The organism is Citrobacter sp. Cpo103 (assembly GCF_030332605.1).
Lineage (GTDB): Bacteria > Pseudomonadota > Gammaproteobacteria > Enterobacterales > Enterobacteriaceae > Citrobacter > Citrobacter portucalensis.
In genome coordinates this window covers 40,884-58,749 of the sequence record NZ_JAOWHO010000021.1, presented here as the reverse complement: position 1 = coordinate 58,749, position 17,866 = coordinate 40,884, and the positions used below count along the sequence as shown (strand labels likewise).

14 protein-coding genes and 1 pseudogene are annotated in these 17,866 nt (G+C 54.1%); 11 read left to right on the top strand and 4 right to left on the bottom strand.

Annotated features, from left to right (window positions below):
* Positions 1 to 2 precede the first annotated feature (2 nt).
* Positions 3 to 812, top strand: a complete 810-nt coding sequence (gene sirB1 / locus OGX89_RS04490; protein WP_003020775.1) for an invasion regulator SirB1 — start codon at positions 3 to 5, stop codon at positions 810 to 812.
* Between the two features lie 35 nt (positions 813 to 847).
* Positions 848 to 1,702 (top strand): 3-deoxy-8-phosphooctulonate synthase, encoded by an 855-nt coding sequence (gene kdsA, locus OGX89_RS04485; RefSeq protein ID WP_003020772.1) that lies wholly within the window; start codon positions 848 to 850, stop codon positions 1,700 to 1,702.
* A 67-nt stretch (positions 1,703 to 1,769) separates the two neighbouring features.
* Here kdsA and bdcA read toward each other — a convergent pair whose 3' ends face one another.
* A complete protein-coding gene (bdcA, locus tag OGX89_RS04480) occupies positions 1,770 to 2,483 on the bottom strand; it encodes an SDR family oxidoreductase (protein ID WP_048216243.1) in 714 nt (237 codons plus the stop codon).
* A gap of 72 nt (positions 2,484 to 2,555) precedes the next feature.
* Here bdcA and OGX89_RS04475 point away from each other — a divergent pair, with 72 nt between their 5' ends.
* Both OGX89_RS04475 and OGX89_RS04470 read left to right on the top strand, forming a co-directional pair.
* Positions 2,556 to 3,149, top strand: coding sequence for a TetR/AcrR family transcriptional regulator (locus tag OGX89_RS04475; protein WP_126957251.1), 594 nt, complete (start codon positions 2,556 to 2,558; stop codon positions 3,147 to 3,149).
* Between the two features lie 91 nt (positions 3,150 to 3,240).
* Positions 3,241 to 3,566, top strand: a pseudogene (locus OGX89_RS04470) (amidohydrolase family protein).
* Between the two features lie 54 nt (positions 3,567 to 3,620).
* Here OGX89_RS04470 and chaA read toward each other — a convergent pair.
* Complete coding sequence (gene chaA / locus OGX89_RS04465) at positions 3,621 to 4,721, bottom strand: sodium-potassium/proton antiporter ChaA (RefSeq protein ID WP_003833407.1); 1,101 nt, start codon at positions 4,719 to 4,721, stop codon at positions 3,621 to 3,623.
* Between the two features lie 403 nt (positions 4,722 to 5,124).
* Here chaA and OGX89_RS04460 point away from each other — a divergent pair, with 403 nt between their 5' ends.
* Positions 5,125 to 5,820, top strand: a complete 696-nt coding sequence (locus OGX89_RS04460) for a gamma-glutamylcyclotransferase (RefSeq protein ID WP_003833406.1) — start codon at positions 5,125 to 5,127, stop codon at positions 5,818 to 5,820.
* Positions 5,821 to 5,874: 54 nt separating this feature from the next.
* Here the strand turns inward: OGX89_RS04460 and OGX89_RS04455 are convergent, their stop codons facing one another.
* Together OGX89_RS04455 and OGX89_RS04450 are read right to left on the bottom strand one after the other, a co-directional pair.
* Complete coding sequence (locus OGX89_RS04455) at positions 5,875 to 6,120, bottom strand: DUF1883 domain-containing protein (protein ID WP_126957249.1); 246 nt, start codon at positions 6,118 to 6,120, stop codon at positions 5,875 to 5,877.
* Positions 6,121 to 6,381: 261 nt separating this feature from the next.
* Positions 6,382 to 6,735 (bottom strand): DsrE/DsrF/TusD sulfur relay family protein, encoded by a 354-nt coding sequence (locus OGX89_RS04450; protein ID WP_003833402.1) that lies wholly within the window; start codon positions 6,733 to 6,735, stop codon positions 6,382 to 6,384.
* Positions 6,736 to 6,808: 73 nt separating this feature from the next.
* Here OGX89_RS04450 and nasR point away from each other — a divergent pair, with 73 nt between their 5' ends.
* From nasR to OGX89_RS04420, 6 genes are all read left to right on the top strand, one after another.
* On the top strand, positions 6,809 to 7,990 hold the full coding sequence (nasR, locus tag OGX89_RS04445) for a nitrate regulatory protein NasR (RefSeq protein ID WP_126957247.1): 1,182 nt from the start codon (positions 6,809 to 6,811) through the stop codon (positions 7,988 to 7,990).
* Between the two features lie 222 nt (positions 7,991 to 8,212).
* A complete protein-coding gene (locus OGX89_RS04440; protein WP_126957245.1) occupies positions 8,213 to 9,472 on the top strand; it encodes a CmpA/NrtA family ABC transporter substrate-binding protein in 1,260 nt (419 codons plus the stop codon).
* Between the two features lies 1 nt (position 9,473).
* Positions 9,474 to 10,349: a nitrate ABC transporter permease gene (ntrB, locus tag OGX89_RS04435; RefSeq protein WP_008784966.1), complete on the top strand. Its 876-nt coding sequence runs from the start codon at positions 9,474 to 9,476 to the stop codon at positions 10,347 to 10,349.
* A 9-nt stretch (positions 10,350 to 10,358) separates the two neighbouring features.
* Positions 10,359 to 11,147 carry an ABC transporter ATP-binding protein gene (locus OGX89_RS04430; RefSeq protein ID WP_003833396.1) on the top strand — a complete coding sequence of 263 codons (789 nt, stop codon included), beginning with the start codon at positions 10,359 to 10,361 and terminating at the stop codon, positions 11,145 to 11,147.
* Between the two features lie 10 nt (positions 11,148 to 11,157).
* Positions 11,158 to 15,222 carry a nitrite reductase large subunit NirB gene (gene nirB, locus OGX89_RS04425; RefSeq protein ID WP_126957243.1) on the top strand — a complete coding sequence of 1,355 codons (4,065 nt, stop codon included), beginning with the start codon at positions 11,158 to 11,160 and terminating at the stop codon, positions 15,220 to 15,222.
* A complete protein-coding gene (locus OGX89_RS04420; protein ID WP_126957241.1) occupies positions 15,219 to 17,819 on the top strand; it encodes a nitrate reductase in 2,601 nt (866 codons plus the stop codon). The genes nirB and OGX89_RS04420 overlap by 4 nt, the downstream gene beginning before the upstream one ends.
* The last annotated feature ends 47 nt before the right edge of the window (positions 17,820 to 17,866 follow it).

The window sequence follows — 17,866 nt, the reverse complement described above, 5'->3', positions numbered from 1 at the left end:
GCATGAGGTCGTTAGCTGATTTCGAATTTAATAAAGCGCCATTGTGTGATGGGATGATCCTGGCGTCGGAGTCTATCCGTCTGGATTTTCCAACACAAACTGTCTATGACGAACTGGAACGTCTGGTCAGTCTGGCGCAAGAAGAAATTAGCCAGCTCCTGTCTCAGGATGAGCAACTGGAAAAACTGCTGGCACTTTTTTACGGCGAATGGGGGTTTACGGATACCCACGGCGTCTATCGTCTTTCTGATGCACTATGGCTTGATCAGGTACTGAAAAATCGTCAGGGCAGTGCCGTATCCCTGGGCGCGATCTTATTGTGGATTGCCAACCGACTGGAACTGCCGCTGGTGCCGGTGATTTTCCCGACACAACTCATCCTGCGTATTGAATCGCTCGATGGCGAAATGTGGCTAATCAATCCGTTCAATGGCGAAACGTTAAATGAGCACACGCTGGAAGTGTGGCTGAAGGGGAATATCAGCCCGGTCGCGGAGCTGTTTAACGAAGACCTGGATGAGGCGGATAATGCAGAAGTAATTCGTAAGCTGCTCGATACGCTGAAATCATCGCTGATGGAAGAGCGGCAAATGGAGCTGGCGCTGCGTGCCAGCGAAGCACTATTACAGTTTAATCCTGAAGATCCGTATGAAATACGCGATCGTGGATTAATTTACGCGCAACTGGAGTGTGAACATGTTGCGCTGACCGATTTAAGTTATTTCGTTGAACAGTGTCCGGAAGACCCGATCAGCGAAATGATTCGTGCGCAGATTAATACTATTTCGCACAAGCAAATTGTATTGCATTGATTAATGACACTTTACCTACCGTTTAAGGCGATCCTATGAAACAAAAAGTGGTTAGCATTGGCGACATCAACGTGGCAAATGACCTGCCGTTCGTGCTGTTTGGCGGAATGAACGTGCTGGAATCCCGCGATCTGGCGATGCGCATTTGTGAGCACTACGTAACCGTTACTCAAAAGCTGGGTATCCCTTACGTGTTCAAAGCCTCCTTTGATAAAGCCAACCGTTCTTCCATCCACTCTTACCGTGGACCGGGCCTTGAAGAAGGGATGAAAATCTTCCAGGAACTGAAGCAGACTTTTGGCGTAAAAGTGATCACCGACGTTCACGAAGCCAGCCAGGCTCAGCCTGTTGCTGACGTGGTGGATGTGATTCAGCTGCCGGCCTTCCTCGCTCGTCAGACCGATCTGGTGGAAGCGATGGCGAAAACCGGTGCCGTTATCAACGTGAAAAAACCGCAGTTCGTAAGCCCGGGCCAGATGGGCAATATCGTGGATAAATTCCATGAAGGCGGCAACGACAAAGTAATTCTGTGCGACCGTGGCGCGAACTTTGGTTATGACAACCTGGTTGTGGATATGCTGGGCTTCAGCGTGATGAAGAAAGTTTCTGGCAACTCGCCGGTGATTTTTGACGTTACCCATGCGCTGCAATGCCGTGACCCGTTTGGAGCAGCAAGCGGCGGTCGTCGTGCGCAGGTTACCGAACTGGCGCGCGCAGGTATGGCGGTAGGTCTGGCCGGTCTGTTTATTGAAGCGCATCCGGATCCAGCCAATGCGAAATGCGATGGTCCATCCGCGCTGCCGCTGGCGAAACTGGAACAGTTCCTGACCCAGATTAAAGCGATTGATGACCTGGTAAAAAGCTTCGACGAGCTGGATACCGAGAACTAAGAAAGTATTGCAGTCCGGAGAGATATCTCTTCGGACTGCTGTTTGAGAAAAGTGTTAAGGGTGGCCGTCAGGCGCCAAACGCACCGTCAATTGTATGCATTGCCCCCGTCACAAACCCAGCCTCAGGGCCTGCAAGCCAGGCAACCATTCCCGCAACTTCCTCTGGACGGCCATGTCGTTTTAGCGCCATAAAACTGTGCATCACCTCTTTCAGTGGGCCATCTTCCGGGTTGGCATCGGTATCAATAGGACCCGGTTGAACCACGTTTACCGTAATACCGCGCGGGCCAAAATCACGTGCCAGCCCCCGGGCCAGCCCTTGCAGCGCTGATTTGCTCACTGCATAAGAGGCCAGGCCAGCAAGAGGCATACGGTCGCCATTCACAGAGCCAATAATGATAATGCGTCCGCCGTCAGGCATCTGTCGTGCCGCTTCCACGGCCGCATAGTATGGGGAGTGAATGTTAATTCGGAACAGGCGCTCAACGTCATCCGGATCCTGCTCCAGCGCATCACCAAACAGAATAATGCCTGCATTAACTACCAGCACGTCCAGCGGGCCGCTTTCGCGTACCCGGTTGATGACGGCGTTACGATCGGCGCTATCGGTTTGCGCTGTCTGGGTACCCGTCTCATCAGCAAGCGCTTTGGCAGCGTCAGGGGAGCCTGAATAGGTAAAGGTAACCGATGCGCCATCCGCGGCAAAACGGCGCACGATAGCCGCGCCAATCCCACGACTGCCGCCAAGAACCAGAACTGACTTGCCGTTAAAAGAAGACATGAGGTACTCCTTGAACAATTATGTAGTGATCGATATATAATAGGTGCACAGTTTTCTGTCAATGGATTTGTAATGAGCACTACAAAATGCACTCGTGCACCTGGACGCCCACGTAATTTTGATCCAGAAATGGCCGTTGCCAAAGTACAACCCTTGTTTCACGCACATGGCTATGACGCAGTTAGCGTGGCGGATGTCACCGCGGCGTTGTCGATCAAGCCCCCCAGTTTCTATGCTGCTTTTGGGAACAAAATCGGTCTTTATAAACGTGTTCTTGACCGCTACGTACAAACTGAGGCAATCCCTTTTGATGACATTCTGCGTCCCGACAAACCGGTTTCTGAATGTCTTACCGATCTGCTTGAAGAGGCGGCGCGACGTTATGCCGCAGATCCGCATGCGCCGGGATGTTTGGTCCTGGAGGGCACGCACAGTAACGATCCGCAGGCGAGGAAGGTCGCGTGGAATTTCTACTCGGCTGCCGAATATAAAATTCACGACTTTATCGCACAGCGGCATCCTAAAGAGGCTGACAGCCTGACTGATTACGTCAGTACCACAATGCTTGGCCTGTCGGGAAAAGCGCGTTGCGGGCATTCGTTCGAACGTCTGCTAGCCAGCGCGCGAATCGCCAGCGTAGCGGTGCGGCATCAGCTTTCCAGATGATCATCACATGATAAGGTAGATAAATATGATGGGGAAAATGGGAACTTAATCAGGCGGTGCCTCATATCAACCCGCATCAGAGCAGGGGGTTATCGTTGTAGGTGGTACTGATGCGACGCGGATTGGCGTAGCAGGAGTATGGCATGCCATTGAATATCATGTAACAGCTAAAGCGCTCGACGGCACGGTACGCCATAATGCGCGCCAGTTAAGCCGAGAAGATGCGTTAAAAATGTATACTCTAAATGCCGCCTGGATAGCTTTTGCAGAACAGCAGAGGGTAGTTTGCGGGTAGGTAAGCTCGCCGATTTTGCGGTGCTTAATCAGGATATTATGGCTATTCCGGCAGATAAATTGCACCAAACGGAGTCGTTATTAATGTTTGTCGATGGCCAACAGGTTTATCCGGAGCAGTGAGCGGTAAAAGAAAACGGCCCTGCGAAGGGCCGTGGGTTCTACCAGAAAAACTAATCAGGCAAATATCGTCATCAGATAGGCGATAAACAGCGCCAGATGCGCCGCACCGTTAAGCACGTTGGTGCGTCCGGTGGAGAAAGAGATGTGGCACAGTACCAGTGATGAAACCATCACAATCATCTCTGGCGCGCCCAGCGCAAAGACCAAATCATTCCCGGTTGCCCATGCGATCAGGGTCACTACCGGAACGGTCAGTGAAATGGTGGCTAATACTGAACCGAAGAACAAATTCATCGCCCGCTGTACCTGGTTGCTCAGAACCGCTTTCAGCGCACCCAGACCTTCAGGGGAGAGGATCAGCAATGCGACCAGGAAACCGGTAAATGCCACTGGGGCATTCAGTTCAGTCAGCAATGTCTCCAGCGGGCTGGCGTTCATTTTGGTCACGGCAATAACAGCGATCAGATGAATGATAAGCCAGGCGGCATGCCACATATTGCTGTGGGCTGACGGTTTACCGTGATGCGGATCGTCATCGTCACCCTCGTCTTCATGCTCATAAATGAACAGGCTCTGATGCGTTTTAGTTTGTATCAGCAAAAATACGCCGTACATCGCCGCAGAAATTAATGCCACTAATAGCGCCTGCGCGGTAGTGAAATTTGCACCCGGTAAAGCCATCGGGAACACCAGTACAATAATGGCCAGCGGAAACAGGGCGATTAAATACTGCTTAATACCAAACAGATTCATATACTGAGTGGCAAATTTACGGCCACCTAACAGTAATGAAAAACCGACCAGGCCGCCGGTTACGATCATAATGATTGAATATAGCGTATCGCGCATGAGCGTAGGCGCTGCATCGCCGGTCGCCATTAATGCGGAGATTAAGCTGACTTCAAGAATAACAACGGACAGGCTGAGGATCAGCGACCCGTAGGGTTCGCCAAGTCGATGTGCTAATACATCCGCATGACGGACAACGCTGAATGCGCTGCTTAATATACCAATAAGGGCCAGCGCATTAATACCGATGACCACTGGTAGTGACTGACTGCTCCCCCAGAAGAACAGTACTACCAGCGCCAAAATCGGGAAGACGAGAGAGGTCTCCTTGTGGCGGGTTTTTACCGCCTCATGTACGTGTGTCATTGAACTAATTCTCCATCTCTGCAGGTATTTATAATTATAAAAGTATTAAAGAATGTAAAAAATAACAGAACTTTCGGTATTTCCGATCTGATTTTACGTAATTTTACGGCATGGACCATTTTTTGCATCCGAGCGAATGAAATTGCATATCTTGTTTAGAGAATATTTAAATAACAACACATTAGATTTTAGCATCCACAAAAATTGATGATCGTACTGATACAAATGATAGTGCAGGACGTACCACCGCGAGAGGATATAAAGTGCCGTTGACACTTTGTTCCCTTGCAAGCGAGCGGTGAATTGCCTATTGTCCAGCTATTGGTTTCAAAATGAGCAGTAAAAAAGCCCGGAAGGCGTCAAAAAAGTTGTCGCAGGGAAGCTGCAGTGGCGGAGGTGTAAGGTGTTAACGCGTGATTTTTTATTGAATGCCGACTGTAAGACGGCATTTGGTGCTATTGAAGAATCACTACTCTGGTCAGCGGAACAACGTGCAGCCTCACTGGCTGCCACGCTCGCTTGCCGACCAGATGATGGACCGGTGTGGATCTTCGGTTATGGATCATTGATGTGGAACCCGGCCTTAGAATTTGAAGAGTCTTGTACCGGGACGTTAGTCGGCTGGCACCGTGCCTTTTGCCTGCGTCTGACGGCGGGGCGAGGAACGGCGTGTCAGCCAGGACGTATGCTGGCCCTGAAAGAAGGCGGACGCACCACCGGTGTGGCCTACCGTTTGCCGGACGCGTCCCTGGAACAAGAGCTTTCACTGCTGTGGAAGCGAGAAATGATCACCGGCTGTTATCTGCCGACCTGGTGTCAGTTGGCGCTTGATGACGGCAGGACGGTGAACGCACTGGTCTTTATTATGGATCCGCGTCATCCGCTGTTTGAGTCAGACACGCGCGCGCAGGTGATTGCGCCGCTTATCGCCACGGCGAGCGGACCTTTAGGCACCAACGCCCAGTATCTGTTCTCACTGGAACAAGAGCTGGTCAAGTTGGGGATGCAGGATGATTGTCTTAACGATCTGGTGATCACGGTCAAACGATTGTTGGGAGAGAATCTGCCGGAAGGTGTTATGCGTCCAGGGTTTGCCTGAATCCAGCCAGGAACTGAATGCCCGAAAGCCAGGCGCTTTTCGGGCAATTAACGCTTAGGCTGCAATATAACTTATTGAATGCTCGAGCGACTGGCTATGGCAGTCGATCAGCACATTCCATACGCCGGTATACGGTACGGTTAACCATGCGTTATCACGATCCTGCACGCTTAAAATGTCGGACTGCGTGTCTTTGACGTGATTTTTCTCGCTCATCAGATGGATGTGACAGCGCTCGGAACAGCGCACAACCACCGTATCGCCACCAAATAACTTTAAACTCGCCTTCACTAATGCCATTTTTCACCCCGTTCTTGAAAACAACGTACTTTCTGTCGAAAGTGCTGCGTGATGTTGTTCACATTTCACTCATTGCATAACACCAAAGGGGGAGCAACAGGATGCTGATTTTGATCAAAAAATGGCATAACGATTAAACAAAAGTGACAAAATCCCTCAAGAGGGTTGAAAGGGCGTGCTAACGTTCAACGAAACCGCGCCCATCTACGATTAAATCCGGAAATTATCGACACTTTCAGTGAGCTTGCCTGAAGCGGTGTATCAGAAGGTCAGCACTTTATCTGCAGCCAGCGTCCATTGAGCCAGTTCTACCAGCGTGCCGACGGCTACTCCGTCAATTAACGGCAGCGTCGTGATCCCACGGCCATCGGTGCAGGTTTTGCACAGTTTGACCGGCACATTTTGCGCCGTCAGGATCTCCAGCATTTGCTGAATATTGTATCCTTCTGCAGGTTTCTGACCTCGTAATCCCGCGGTTACCGCGTCCGACATTAAAAACAGACGCAGGTCGAGATCCGCTTCCTGTTCGCGCAGGGCGATGGCCAGACGCAGGCTGTTAAATAACGATTCGCTTCCATAGGCCGCACCGTTCGCGACGATCACTATCTTTTGCATTTTTACTCCTGTTGTCAGGGGGGCATGGATATTGCTTGTCCTCAGGGATAACCCGTTATCGGTGAGGGCAGAGATGATGACAAATGCACAAAATTTCGGCGCGACGCAATGGTTTCGCCATGCCCGCCAGCTTGAGAACACCCAGCTTCGCCAACTGGCACAGTCCGGTAAGTTGGTGATGCGCATTAGCCATCTGGTGCATATGCTACAGTGCGAACGCGGTGCATCCAATATCTGGTTGTGTTCTCAAGGTACGCTTTATGATCGGGAGGTCCGTGCCAGTCGGGCGCTGGTGGATGAAGAGTGTCGGCAACTGCATATCCTTTTCCAGCACATTATGCCGGTGGCGGGCAGCGCGTTGTGCCACCGTATTGCTGGCACCGTCTGGTGCCTCGATCAGCTAACGACGCTGCGTGAGTCTGTCAGCGGGCAGACTATCGATGCACAGCAGGCGATGGAGCAGTACAGCCGGACGTTACGCCATCTGCTGGGTATTGTGCCGCAGCTTAACGACAGCATTGATTATCCCCATGTCGCAGGTGGGCTGGTGGCGCTGTACAGTTTTATGCAGGGTAAAGAGCTGGTAGGACAAGAGCGGGCGTTAGGGGCCATTGGCTTTACCCAGGGCGAATTTAACCCTCAAATGCGCCAGGAACTGGTGGACAGAATAGACGGGCAGCTGCCGTGCTTTGATACCTTTATCTCCCTGGCTTCGCCTGTACTGGTGCAGCATTTTCGTCAGCAATGCGAGGCATCGGGCGCCATCGAACAACTACGACGCCAGGCCTGTACGCGACAACCCCAACTCGATAACGGTGAACGCGCGCTACGCTGGTTTACCCTGCAAACGCAGCGGCTTGAACAATTACGACATCTCGAAGAGATGTTGATTACCGAATTGCTGAATGTCGTGGCGCGTCGGCTGGCGGAAGAAACCTACGCTTTGCCGCTCGACAACTGGCTTGACGACCGTGCTGACGAACCCCTCTCGCTGCGCCGGGATAAACAATTATTGCGGGTTGTTCGCCAGCAGGCTCGCCAGCTGGAGCAAATGAGCGCCCAACTTGCCTCATTGCAGGACGCCTTAGAGGAGCGCAAGGTGATTGATAAAGCAAAAAGCATCCTGATGAATCACCAGCAGGTCAGCGAAGAACAGGCGTGGCAGCTATTGCGAAAAATGGCGATGGATAAAAACCAACGGATGGTCGATATCGCCCGGGCATTGCTTACCGTTAAATCCCTGATGCAGGGATAGCGACTGCACAACAGGCGGGCAGTGTCTGCCATATTTGGGTGCACCGCGGCGTCTGGTACGCGTCGAACCCGCTAATACCGCCAGTGTAATTCTGGCATCTGAATTGCATTCACTCATACAGACAATTTAGCAGCAGGCCAACGGCGGTCTGACTGTTTTGAGGATAAAGGCGTCCCGCAATGCTTAGGCATTGTTGGACGCCTTTTTTTATGGGGAGCATGTATGGGTGACAGAACAGTTTCGTTAACGCGGCGGCGGTTTTTACAGGCAAGTGCCGTGATGGGGGCCAGCTCGCTGATTCCAGGACTGATGTCTTCGGTCTGGGCGGCAGGGTCTGATGCGCCGGAGATGACTACCGTTCGGGTCGGTTTTATTCCGCTAACCGACAGCGCGCCGCTGGTTATCGCCACGTTGAAAGGTTTTGATAAAAAATACGGCATTACGCTGGTGCCGACCAAAGAGGCCAGTTGGGCTGCAGTGCGTGACAAACTGGTCTCTGGAGAGCTGGATGCGGCTCATGTTCTGTACGGCCTGTTGTATGGCCTGGAACTGGGTATTGCCAGTAAAGCGCAGCCCATGGCCAATCTGATGACGCTCAATCAGAACGGTCAAGCGATCACGCTCTCCGCAACGCTGCTGGAGCAGGGCATTACCGATGCGTCTGCGCTGAAGAAACGGATCGTCTCGCAGGCGCCCGGAACCTATACCTTCGCGCACACCTTTCCCACAGGCACACATGCCATGTGGCTCTATTACTGGCTGGCCAGCGCTGACATCAATCCTTTCACCGATGTTCGCACCGTTGTGGTACCGCCTCCGCAAATGGTGATGAACATGCGCATTGGCAATATGAGTGGCTTCTGCGTCGGCGAGCCGTGGAATGCGCGGGCGATCAACGACCGCATTGGTTTTACCGCGGCGACGTCCCAGGATATCTGGCCCGACCATCCGGAAAAAGTACTCGGTACGCGCCGGGAGTGGGTAGAAAAATATCCACATACTGCCCGGGCACTGGTTAGCGCGCTGCTTGAGGCATCGCGCTGGATAGACGCCAGTGAAGCCAATAAACGCGAAACAGCACAAATTCTGGCGCGCCGGGCCTGGCTCAATACCAAAGAAAGCTATCTGACGGCGAGAATGCTGGGCGAGTACGACAACGGTGCCGGTCGTCGCTGGCAGGATCCGCATGCCATCCGCTTTTTTCGCGACGGCGAGGTGAGTTTCCCCTGGCATTCCGATGGCATGTGGTTTCTGACCCAGTTCTGCCGTTGGGGATTGTTGAAGCAGCAACCGGATTATGCAGCCATTGCCGCGCGCATCAACCGGACCGACATCTGGCGCGATGCGGCAGCGGCGGTTGGTGGGATAACACCTCCTGCGAAATTGCTACGAACCAGTACGCTGATGGACGGTTCCGTATGGGATGGCCGCAATCCAGAAGCCTATGCCAACAGTTTTACCCTCCACCGTACAGGAGCCTGAGATGAAACAAAATACGCAGCTTAAATCCCCTGAGCCGGTAGTCGGTGAGGTCATCACGCTATCAACGATGAAGGTCAGAAAGCGCAAAATGCCATGGTCAATGTGGCTTAGTACATGGCTAAGACGCGCCGTACCCGCTCTGCTGGGGATTGCCTTGCTGGTGGTGTGCTGGCAACTTGCCGCCATCAACAGCAAAGGATTTCCGACGCCGCTGAGCACCCTGGATTCAGCCCTGACGTTGTTTGCCGATCCGTTCTATAACGGCGGGCCGAATGATATGGGTATCGGCTGGAACGTGCTGGCGTCGTTGCAACGGGTCGCGATCGGTTTCGGATTAGCGGCGCTGGTGGGTATTCCGCTGGGCTTTCTGATTGGGCGTTTCACCTTCTTTTCGCACATGTTTTCGCCGCTGATTGCGCTGTTGCGCCCGGTCAGTCCGCTGGCCTGGCTGCCGATTGGACTGCTGTTGTTTCAAAAAGCGGAACCCGCATCGAGCTGGACCATCTTTATCTGCTCTATATGGCCGATGGTGATCAACACCGCCGAAGGGGTGCGGAGAATCCCTGACGATTACCTCAACGTAGCTCGCGTATTGCAACTCTCTGAGTGGACGGTGATGCGGCGGATACTTTTCCCCGCCGTGCTTCCGGCGATCCTCACTGGCGTACGCCTGTCGATTGGCATCGCCTGGTTGGTGATTGTGGCAGCAGAAATGCTCACCGGCGGGTTAGGGATTGGTTTTTGGATCTGGAATGAGTGGAACAACCTTAACGTCGAAAACATTCTCATCGCTATCGTCATCATCGGCGTTGTCGGTCTGCTGCTTGAGCAGGGGCTAATGCTGGTGGCACGTCGTTATAGCTGGCAGGAAAAATAAGGAGACAACATGAAACCCATTATTCAGGTCCAGGCGGTCAGCCAACGTTTTTCGACCGCCAGCGGTGAGTTCCTCGCGCTACACAATGTCTCTTTTGATATCCATGAAGGGGAGACAGTGAGTTTGATTGGTCACTCCGGTTGCGGAAAGTCGACGCTTTTGAATCTGATTGCCGGCATTACGTTACCAACTGAAGGTGGCCTGATTTGCGATAACCGCGAAATCGCCGGGCCGGGGCCTGAGCGGGCGGTCGTTTTCCAAAATCATTCGCTGCTGCCGTGGCTGACCTGTTTCGACAACGTAGCCCTGGCCGTCGATCAGGTTTTCCGCCACACCATGAGCAAAGCCGAACGACGCGAGTGGATCGAGCACAACCTGCATCGCGTCCAGATGGGCCACGCGATGCACAAACACCCCGGTGAAGTCTCTGGTGGGATGAAGCAACGCGTGGGTATTGCCCGGGCACTGGCGATGAAACCCAAAGTCCTGCTTATGGATGAACCGTTTGGCGCACTGGATGCGCTCACCAGGGCGCATCTGCAGGATACGGTGATGCACATTCAACAGTCGCTGAACACCACCATTGTGCTGATCACTCACGACGTTGATGAAGCGGTGCTACTTTCCGACCGGGTTCTGATGATGACCAACGGGCCAGCGGCGACGGTGGGCGAGATCTTGACGGTTGATTTACCGCGCCCACGCAATCGGGTCCAGCTTGCCGATGACAGCCGATACCACCACCTGCGACAACGCATTCTCCATTTTCTATATGAGAAACAGCCGAAGGCGGCGTAAGGAGGGGAAGATGACGCGACTGGTCATTGTGGGTCATGGCATGGCGGCAACTCGTCTGATTGAGGCGCTTGTTATGTACAAAAACGGCGGCATTTCCGTCACCGTTATTGGTGAAGAGCCGCAGCTTGCCTACAACCGGATCCAACTTTCACCGGTGCTGGGGGGAGAAAAGCCCTTTGCGCAAACTTTGCTTCATCCGGCGCAGTGGTATCTCGATCACGGCGTGACGGTTCTGAGCGATGAAGCTGTGTTGGCCGTTGATGCCACCAGCCGCAGCCTGACCACCACAAAACGGCTTTTGTTCTGGGATGAGCTGGTATTTTCCACCGGATCGTATCCGTTTATTCCGCCCATTCCAGGCGTCCAACAACCGCATGTTCATGCTTTTCGCACGATGCAGGATGTCGAGGCGATTCTCCAGCAGTCTGGGCCAAAGGTGGTGCTGGGTGGTGGCGTTCTCGGCGTGGAGGCCGCGGCAGCCTTACGTCTTCACGGTGACGATGTCACGTTGATTCATCGCGCGGGAAGGTTGATGGAACAACAGCTTGATCAACAGGCCAGCGATCTGCTGCAGGCGCAACTAACAGGACGTGGTATTCGCTGCGAGCTTAGTTCTGGGCTCGTCAGTATCGAAGCCGACTGCGTAACGTTGCTGGATGGCCAGCGTATTGCGGCGGATGGCGTGGTGATTGCCACGGGGGTTAAACCCAATATCTCCCTGGCGCAGGAGTGCGGTGCTGTTTGTCAGCAGGGGATTGTGGTGGATGAACAGCTTCGCACCTCAATGCCCGGCATTAGCGCCGTCGGGGAATGCTGCGAGATTAACGGCCAGACGTGGGGACTGGTTGCGCCGTGCCTGAAACAGGCTGAGGTGTTGGCTGCGCGACTAGCGGGTTTTATCGGTGCCGGATTTGGTTGGCAGGCGAGTGGAACGCGCCTCAAGGTGACGGGAATTGATCTGTTTAGTGCAGGCGTAACGGACACGACGGCGACGGATGCCACCCTGAGCACATACGATCCGCTCAGCGGGCACTATCGCCGCTTGCTGACGCGTGATGGAAAACTCCATGGTGTGCTGCTGATGGGCGATTGCCATAGCGCAGCGCCATTAACCGATTTGCTGGCCCAGGGGGCGACAGCACACTCCGACTGGCTCTTCGACCGCTTTGATACGCAGCCATCGGCTGCAGGACAGATGACGATGACAAAACCGACACTGGCTGTTGTGGGACACGGTATGGTTGGCCACCATTTTCTTGAGCAATGCGTTAGCCGTAATCTGCATTTGCATTATCACATTGTGGTGTTTGGCGAAGAACGTTATGCCGCCTATGACCGGGTGCATCTGTCAGAGTATTTCGCCGGGCGCAGCGCGCAATCACTTTCGCTTGTCGCTGATGATTTCTTTGCCCGTAATGGCATAGAGCTACGTTTGGGGCAATGCGTGACCGAGATCGATCGTGAGATGCACGTCATCCGCAACGCCGACGGACATGAAACCCACTGGGATGCGCTGGTGCTTGCCACCGGATCGTATCCATTTGTCCCCCCTGTGAAAGGTGGGGACTCACCCGCCTGCTTTGTTTATCGTACGTTGGACGATTTAGATGCCATTGCAGCGAAAGCGAAAAGTGCGCGCCGCGGGGTGGTGATCGGCGGTGGCCTGCTTGGTCTGGAGGCTGCGAACGCGCTGCGTCAGCTTGGGCTGGAAACGCATGTTGTTGAGTTTGCCGCTAATCTGATGGCGGTGCAGCTGGATAACGCCGGTGCCGCGATGTTACGAGAAAAGATAGAGGCGCTTGGCGTTGGCGTCCACACCGCAAAATCAACCACGGAAATTGAAAGTACCACTGACGGACTGGTACTGCACTTTGCCGACGGCGAAAAGCTGGAAACCGAAATGGTGGTTTTTTCTGCGGGTATTCGTCCGCAGGATGCGCTGGCGCGTCGCAGCGGTTTAGATATTGGCGAACGCGGTGGGATTTGTATCGATAGCCACTGTCGCACGTCAGATGACGCCATTTTTGCAATCGGCGAATGTGCGCTGTGGGAAGGGCGAGTCTTTGGCCTTGTCGCGCCGGGATATCAAATGGCGCGGGTAGTCGCCGCACAGCTGGCCGGAGAAGATGTCAGCTTTAGCGGGGCGGATATGAGCACCAAGCTCAAGCTGCTGGGCGTTGATGTTGCTTCTTTTGGCGATGCGCATGCCCGTACGCCGGGCGCGAAAAGCTATCAATGGACGCATGGTCCTGAGCAGATCTACAAAAAGATCGTCGTCAGCGCAGAGGGCAAAACGCTGTTGGGCGGAGTGCTGGTTGGCGATGCTGGCGATTACGCCACGCTATTGCAAATGATGTTGAATGGGATGCCGCTTCCTGGTCAGCCGGAATCGCTGATCCTGCCCGCGCTGGCGGGCGGTGCGCCAAAAGCGCTTGGGGTTGCGGCATTGCCCGATACAGCGCAAATCTGCTCTTGTCATAACGTCAGTAAGGCCGATATATGCCGGGCGGTAAGTGCTGGTGCGACGGACATTGGCGCCATCAAACAGTGCACTAAAGCAGCGACCGGTTGTGGCGGATGCAGCGCGCTGGTGCAACAAGTGATGGAGCACCAACTTGCGGCCCAGGGCGTTGAGGTCAAAAAGGATATCTGTGAACATTTTCCCTGGTCGCGCCAGGAGATTTATCACCTTGTACGGGTGAACCATATCCATACTTTCGAACAGTTGATTAGCCGTTACGGCCATGGTCACGGCTGCGAAATCTGTAAACCTCTGGTGGGGTCAGTGCTGGCGTCCTGCTGGAATGAGTATCTGCTTAAACCTGCGCACTTACCGCTGCAGGACACGAACGATCGCTATTTTGCCAATATTCAAAAAGACGGTTCCTATTCTGTGGTCCCGCGTATGCCTGCGGGAGAGGTTACACCGGACGGCCTGATCGCCATAGGACAGATTGCGAAACGTTACCAGCTGTACAGCAAAATCACCGGCGGGCAACGGGTGGATCTTTTCGGCGCGCGTCTGGAACAGTTACCTGATATCTGGCGCGAACTGGTGGCTGCGGGGTTTGAAACAGGGCATGCGTACGGGAAGTCGTTGCGAACGGTGAAGTCTTGCGTTGGCTCGACCTGGTGTCGCTACGGCGTACAGGATTCAACGGCAATGGCGGTGATGCTTGAAAATCGCTACAAAGGGTTGCGTGCACCACACAAAATTAAAATGGCGGTGTCCGGTTGTACCCGGGAGTGCGCCGAGGCACAGAGCAAGGATGTGGGCGTCATTGCGACGGATAAAGGCTGGAATCTCTATCTGTGCGGCAATGGAGGAATGAAACCACGCCATGCCGATTTGTTTGCCAGTGATTTAGATGATACCGCGCTGATGCGCACTATCGACCGTTTCCTGATGTTCTACATTCGCACCGCGGATCGTCTGCAACGTACCAGCACCTGGATGGATAACCTGGAAGGGGGCATTGCGTATTTGCGTGAAGTGATCCTCGACGACAGTTTAGGGATTGCCAGTGAACTGGAACAAGAGATGGCGCGGGTTGTGGAAAGCTACCAGTGCGAATGGCAAACCACGCTCAGTAGCCCGCAGCGTCTGGCGCTGTTTCGTTCATATATCAATAGTGATGAGGCGGATGAGACGGTTGCCCGCGCGCCTTTACGCGGGCAACCGCAGTTGGCTAAACCTGCATCCAGGGGCCGTGAGTCATTACCGACAAAACCCTGGCAGGAGATATGCACCCTTGATGCAATCCCTGAGCAGGCGGGTATTGGCGCACGTCTGGGAGATGTGCAAATTGCATTATTCCGCTTTGGGCAGACGATTTATGCCCTTGATAACCTTGAACCCGGTAGCGCTGCGCAGGTGTTATCGCGCGGTATTCTGGGGGATGTGCAGGGTGAGCCGATTGTTATCTCGCCGCTGTATAAACAACGTATTCGTCTGCGCGATGGCCGCCAGTATGACAGCGGAGAACAGGCGGTACGCGCCTGGCCGGTGAAAGTGGAGGCGGGCAAAGTGTGGGTGGGAACTCAGGCGCTGATCCTGCGGGCGGAGGCATCATGAGTGAGACTCGTACAACGTGCCCGTACTGTGGCGTTGGCTGCGGCGTGATTGCGCAGGTAGACAATAATGGCGTCACCGTCAGAGGTGACCCCGAACATCCGGCAAACTTTGGCCGCTTATGCGTCAAAGGCGCGGCGCTGGCTGAAACCACAGGACTTAGCGGCAGGTTGTTGCAACCGATGGTGGATGGCGAAACGGCGAGTTGGTCGCAGGTGCTGGACACCGCCGGTGAACGTCTGCGCGCTATCATCGCTCAGCATGGCCCGCATGCCGTAGCCTTTTATGCCTCCGGGCAACTGCTGACGGAGGATTACTATGCGGCGAATAAGCTGATGAAAGGCTTCATTGGCGCGGCCAATATTGATACCAATTCGCGGCTTTGTATGTCGTCTGCGGTGACCGGATACAAGCGGGCGCTAGGAGCGGATGTCGTGCCCTGCAGTTATGAGGACATCGAATGCAGTGATTTGGTGGTATTGGTGGGATCGAATGCAGCATGGACGCATCCGGTGCTGTATCAGCGTCTGGTGCAGGCGCGTAATGCTAATCCGTCGATGAAAGTCGTGGTTATCGATCCTCGCTGCACCGCAACCTGTGATATCGCCGATCTGCATCTTTCCCTGCTGCCCGGTAGCGATGCTGGGCTGTTTGTTGGCTTACTGAACAGGATTGTGGCTGAGGGTAATGCGCAAAGTGAATTTGATGACGCTGCAGAAACGTTTGCTATTGCGCGCGACTGGAGCCTCGCGCGTGTGGCGCAGTTTTGCGGGCTGGATGTTGCCGATATTGTCACCTTCTATGACTGGTTTATGCGCGCGCCAACAGCCATCACGCTATACACCATGGGCATTAACCAGTCTGCCAGCGGTAGCGATAAGTGTAATGCGATTATTAACGTGCATTTGGCCAGCGGTAAGTTTGGTCGACAGGGGTGCGGCCCATTTTCGCTGACCGGGCAACCCAATGCGATGGGCGGCCGGGAAGTTGGCGGGTTGGCGACGCAGCTGGCGGCGCATATGAATTTTGAACCCCAGGATCTTGCCCGCCTGTCCCGCTTCTGGGGCACTGAAAGGTTGGCGCAGACGCCTGGTTTGATGGCCGTAGATTTGTTTGAAGCGATCGGTAAAGGCGACGTTAAAGCGGTATGGATCATGGGGACAAACCCGGCGGTGTCATTACCGGACAGCCATGCCGTGTGCCAGGCGTTGGCAGCCTGTCCACTGGTGATTGTCTCTGAAGTCGTGGCAGACACAGACACCAGCCGCTACGCGCATATTCGGTTTCCGGCTCAGGCCTGGGGCGAAAAAAACGGTACGGTGACGAACTCAGAACGACGGATCTCGCGCCAGCGCGCATTTTTACCAGCGCCGGGTGAGACGAGGGCGGATTGGTGGATCGTCGCGCAAATAGCGAAACAGTTGGGTTTTGCCCATGCGTTTGGCTGGCAAAGCGCATGGGAGGTATTTTGTGAACATGCGGCGCTTTCCGGTTATGAAAACAGGGGGGAACGTGCATTTGATATCGGCGCGTTAGCGGAGCTGACGCATCAACAGTGGGATGAGATGACGCCGGTTCGCTGGCCAGTGAGTACCGGCTCATCAACGCTAAATTTTTGGCAGGGGTGGCGTGGTAACCAACGTTTACGCCTGGTATCTGTTACGCCACAGGGGATGAAAACTGCCTGTGATGCCCTCTATCCATTGGTGCTAAATAGTGGTCGCATTCGCGATCAGTGGCACACTATGACGCGGACGGGGACGATTTCACGCCTGATGCAGCACATCAATGAACCGCTGGTAGAAATTGCACCAGAGGATGCCTATCGCTTAAAGCTGAATGAAGGTGCGCTATGCCGGGTTAACTCCCCGCGCGGCGTAATGGTTGGTAGGGTGACCATTCACCGTGGGCAGCGGCCAGGGAACGTCTTCACTTCAATGCATTGGAATAATCATTTTGCCCGTCAAGGACGGGTAAATGCATTGGTGGCGCCGATTTGTGACCCTGACTCTGGACAGCCGGAAAGCAAACAGACAGCGGTGCGCATTATGGCATGGCAGCCCCGGTGGCAGGGAGAGCTGTTTTGTCGCTCCGCGCTGACGTTACCGGGGTTCGTTCACTGGTGGCGCAAAAGTGCTGACAATGCCGTGCGTTATACGCTGGCGGGCGACAGCGATATTTCTGCGTGGCTGCAACAATATTGTGTGACGCAAGGCTGGCAACTTCAGCAGGCGAAATGGGAGCAGGGACTGAATCTGTTGGCCTGGCATGAAGGAAAGCTGATGCTTGGGCTCTGGTCAGCGGCAACGCTGCCGCAGATTGATGATGCGGCGATCCTCTGCGCATTCATGCAAACGCCGGAAAACGCTCAGACTCGTCATGCCCTGTTGGGCGGGAAACCCGGTGGTATTACGGCTGATAAGGGCGCGACTATTTGTAGTTGTTACAGCGTAGGAGAAAAGGCCATTACCCAGGCTATCGCTAACGGTTGTGATACGGTTCAGGCATTGGGAAAAGCGTTACGTTGCGGGAGTAATTGCGGCTCGTGTATTCCGGAACTGAAGACATTACTGGCACAAAAAATTACACTCAATGATTAAGGATATTCCTGAAAATTTGAGAAAAAGCTGCAAAGGGGACGTCGGAC

Excerpts from the sequence above, each read along its gene's own strand:
- OGX89_RS04440 (WP_126957245.1), top strand. The coding sequence starts at position 8,213 with ATGGGTGACAGAACAGTTTCGTTAACGCGGCGGCGGTTTTTACAGGCA.
- OGX89_RS04420 (WP_126957241.1), top strand. The coding sequence starts at position 15,219 with ATGAGTGAGACTCGTACAACGTGCCCGTACTGTGGCGTTGGCTGCGGC.
- nirB (WP_126957243.1), top strand. The coding sequence starts at position 11,158 with ATGACGCGACTGGTCATTGTGGGTCATGGCATGGCGGCAACTCGTCTG.
- kdsA (WP_003020772.1), top strand. The coding sequence starts at position 848 with ATGAAACAAAAAGTGGTTAGCATTGGCGACATCAACGTGGCAAATGAC.
- chaA (WP_003833407.1), bottom strand. The coding sequence starts at position 4,721 with ATGACACACGTACATGAGGCGGTAAAAACCCGCCACAAGGAGACCTCT.
- sirB1 (WP_003020775.1), top strand. The coding sequence starts at position 3 with ATGAGGTCGTTAGCTGATTTCGAATTTAATAAAGCGCCATTGTGTGAT.
- OGX89_RS04455 (WP_126957249.1), bottom strand. The coding sequence starts at position 6,120 with ATGGCATTAGTGAAGGCGAGTTTAAAGTTATTTGGTGGCGATACGGTG.
- OGX89_RS04430 (WP_003833396.1), top strand. The coding sequence starts at position 10,359 with ATGAAACCCATTATTCAGGTCCAGGCGGTCAGCCAACGTTTTTCGACC.
- ntrB (WP_008784966.1), top strand. The coding sequence starts at position 9,474 with ATGAAACAAAATACGCAGCTTAAATCCCCTGAGCCGGTAGTCGGTGAG.
- bdcA (WP_048216243.1), bottom strand. The coding sequence starts at position 2,483 with ATGTCTTCTTTTAACGGCAAGTCAGTTCTGGTTCTTGGCGGCAGTCGT.
- OGX89_RS04450 (WP_003833402.1), bottom strand. The coding sequence starts at position 6,735 with ATGCAAAAGATAGTGATCGTCGCGAACGGTGCGGCCTATGGAAGCGAA.
- OGX89_RS04475 (WP_126957251.1), top strand. The coding sequence starts at position 2,556 with ATGAGCACTACAAAATGCACTCGTGCACCTGGACGCCCACGTAATTTT.
- nasR (WP_126957247.1), top strand. The coding sequence starts at position 6,809 with ATGATGACAAATGCACAAAATTTCGGCGCGACGCAATGGTTTCGCCAT.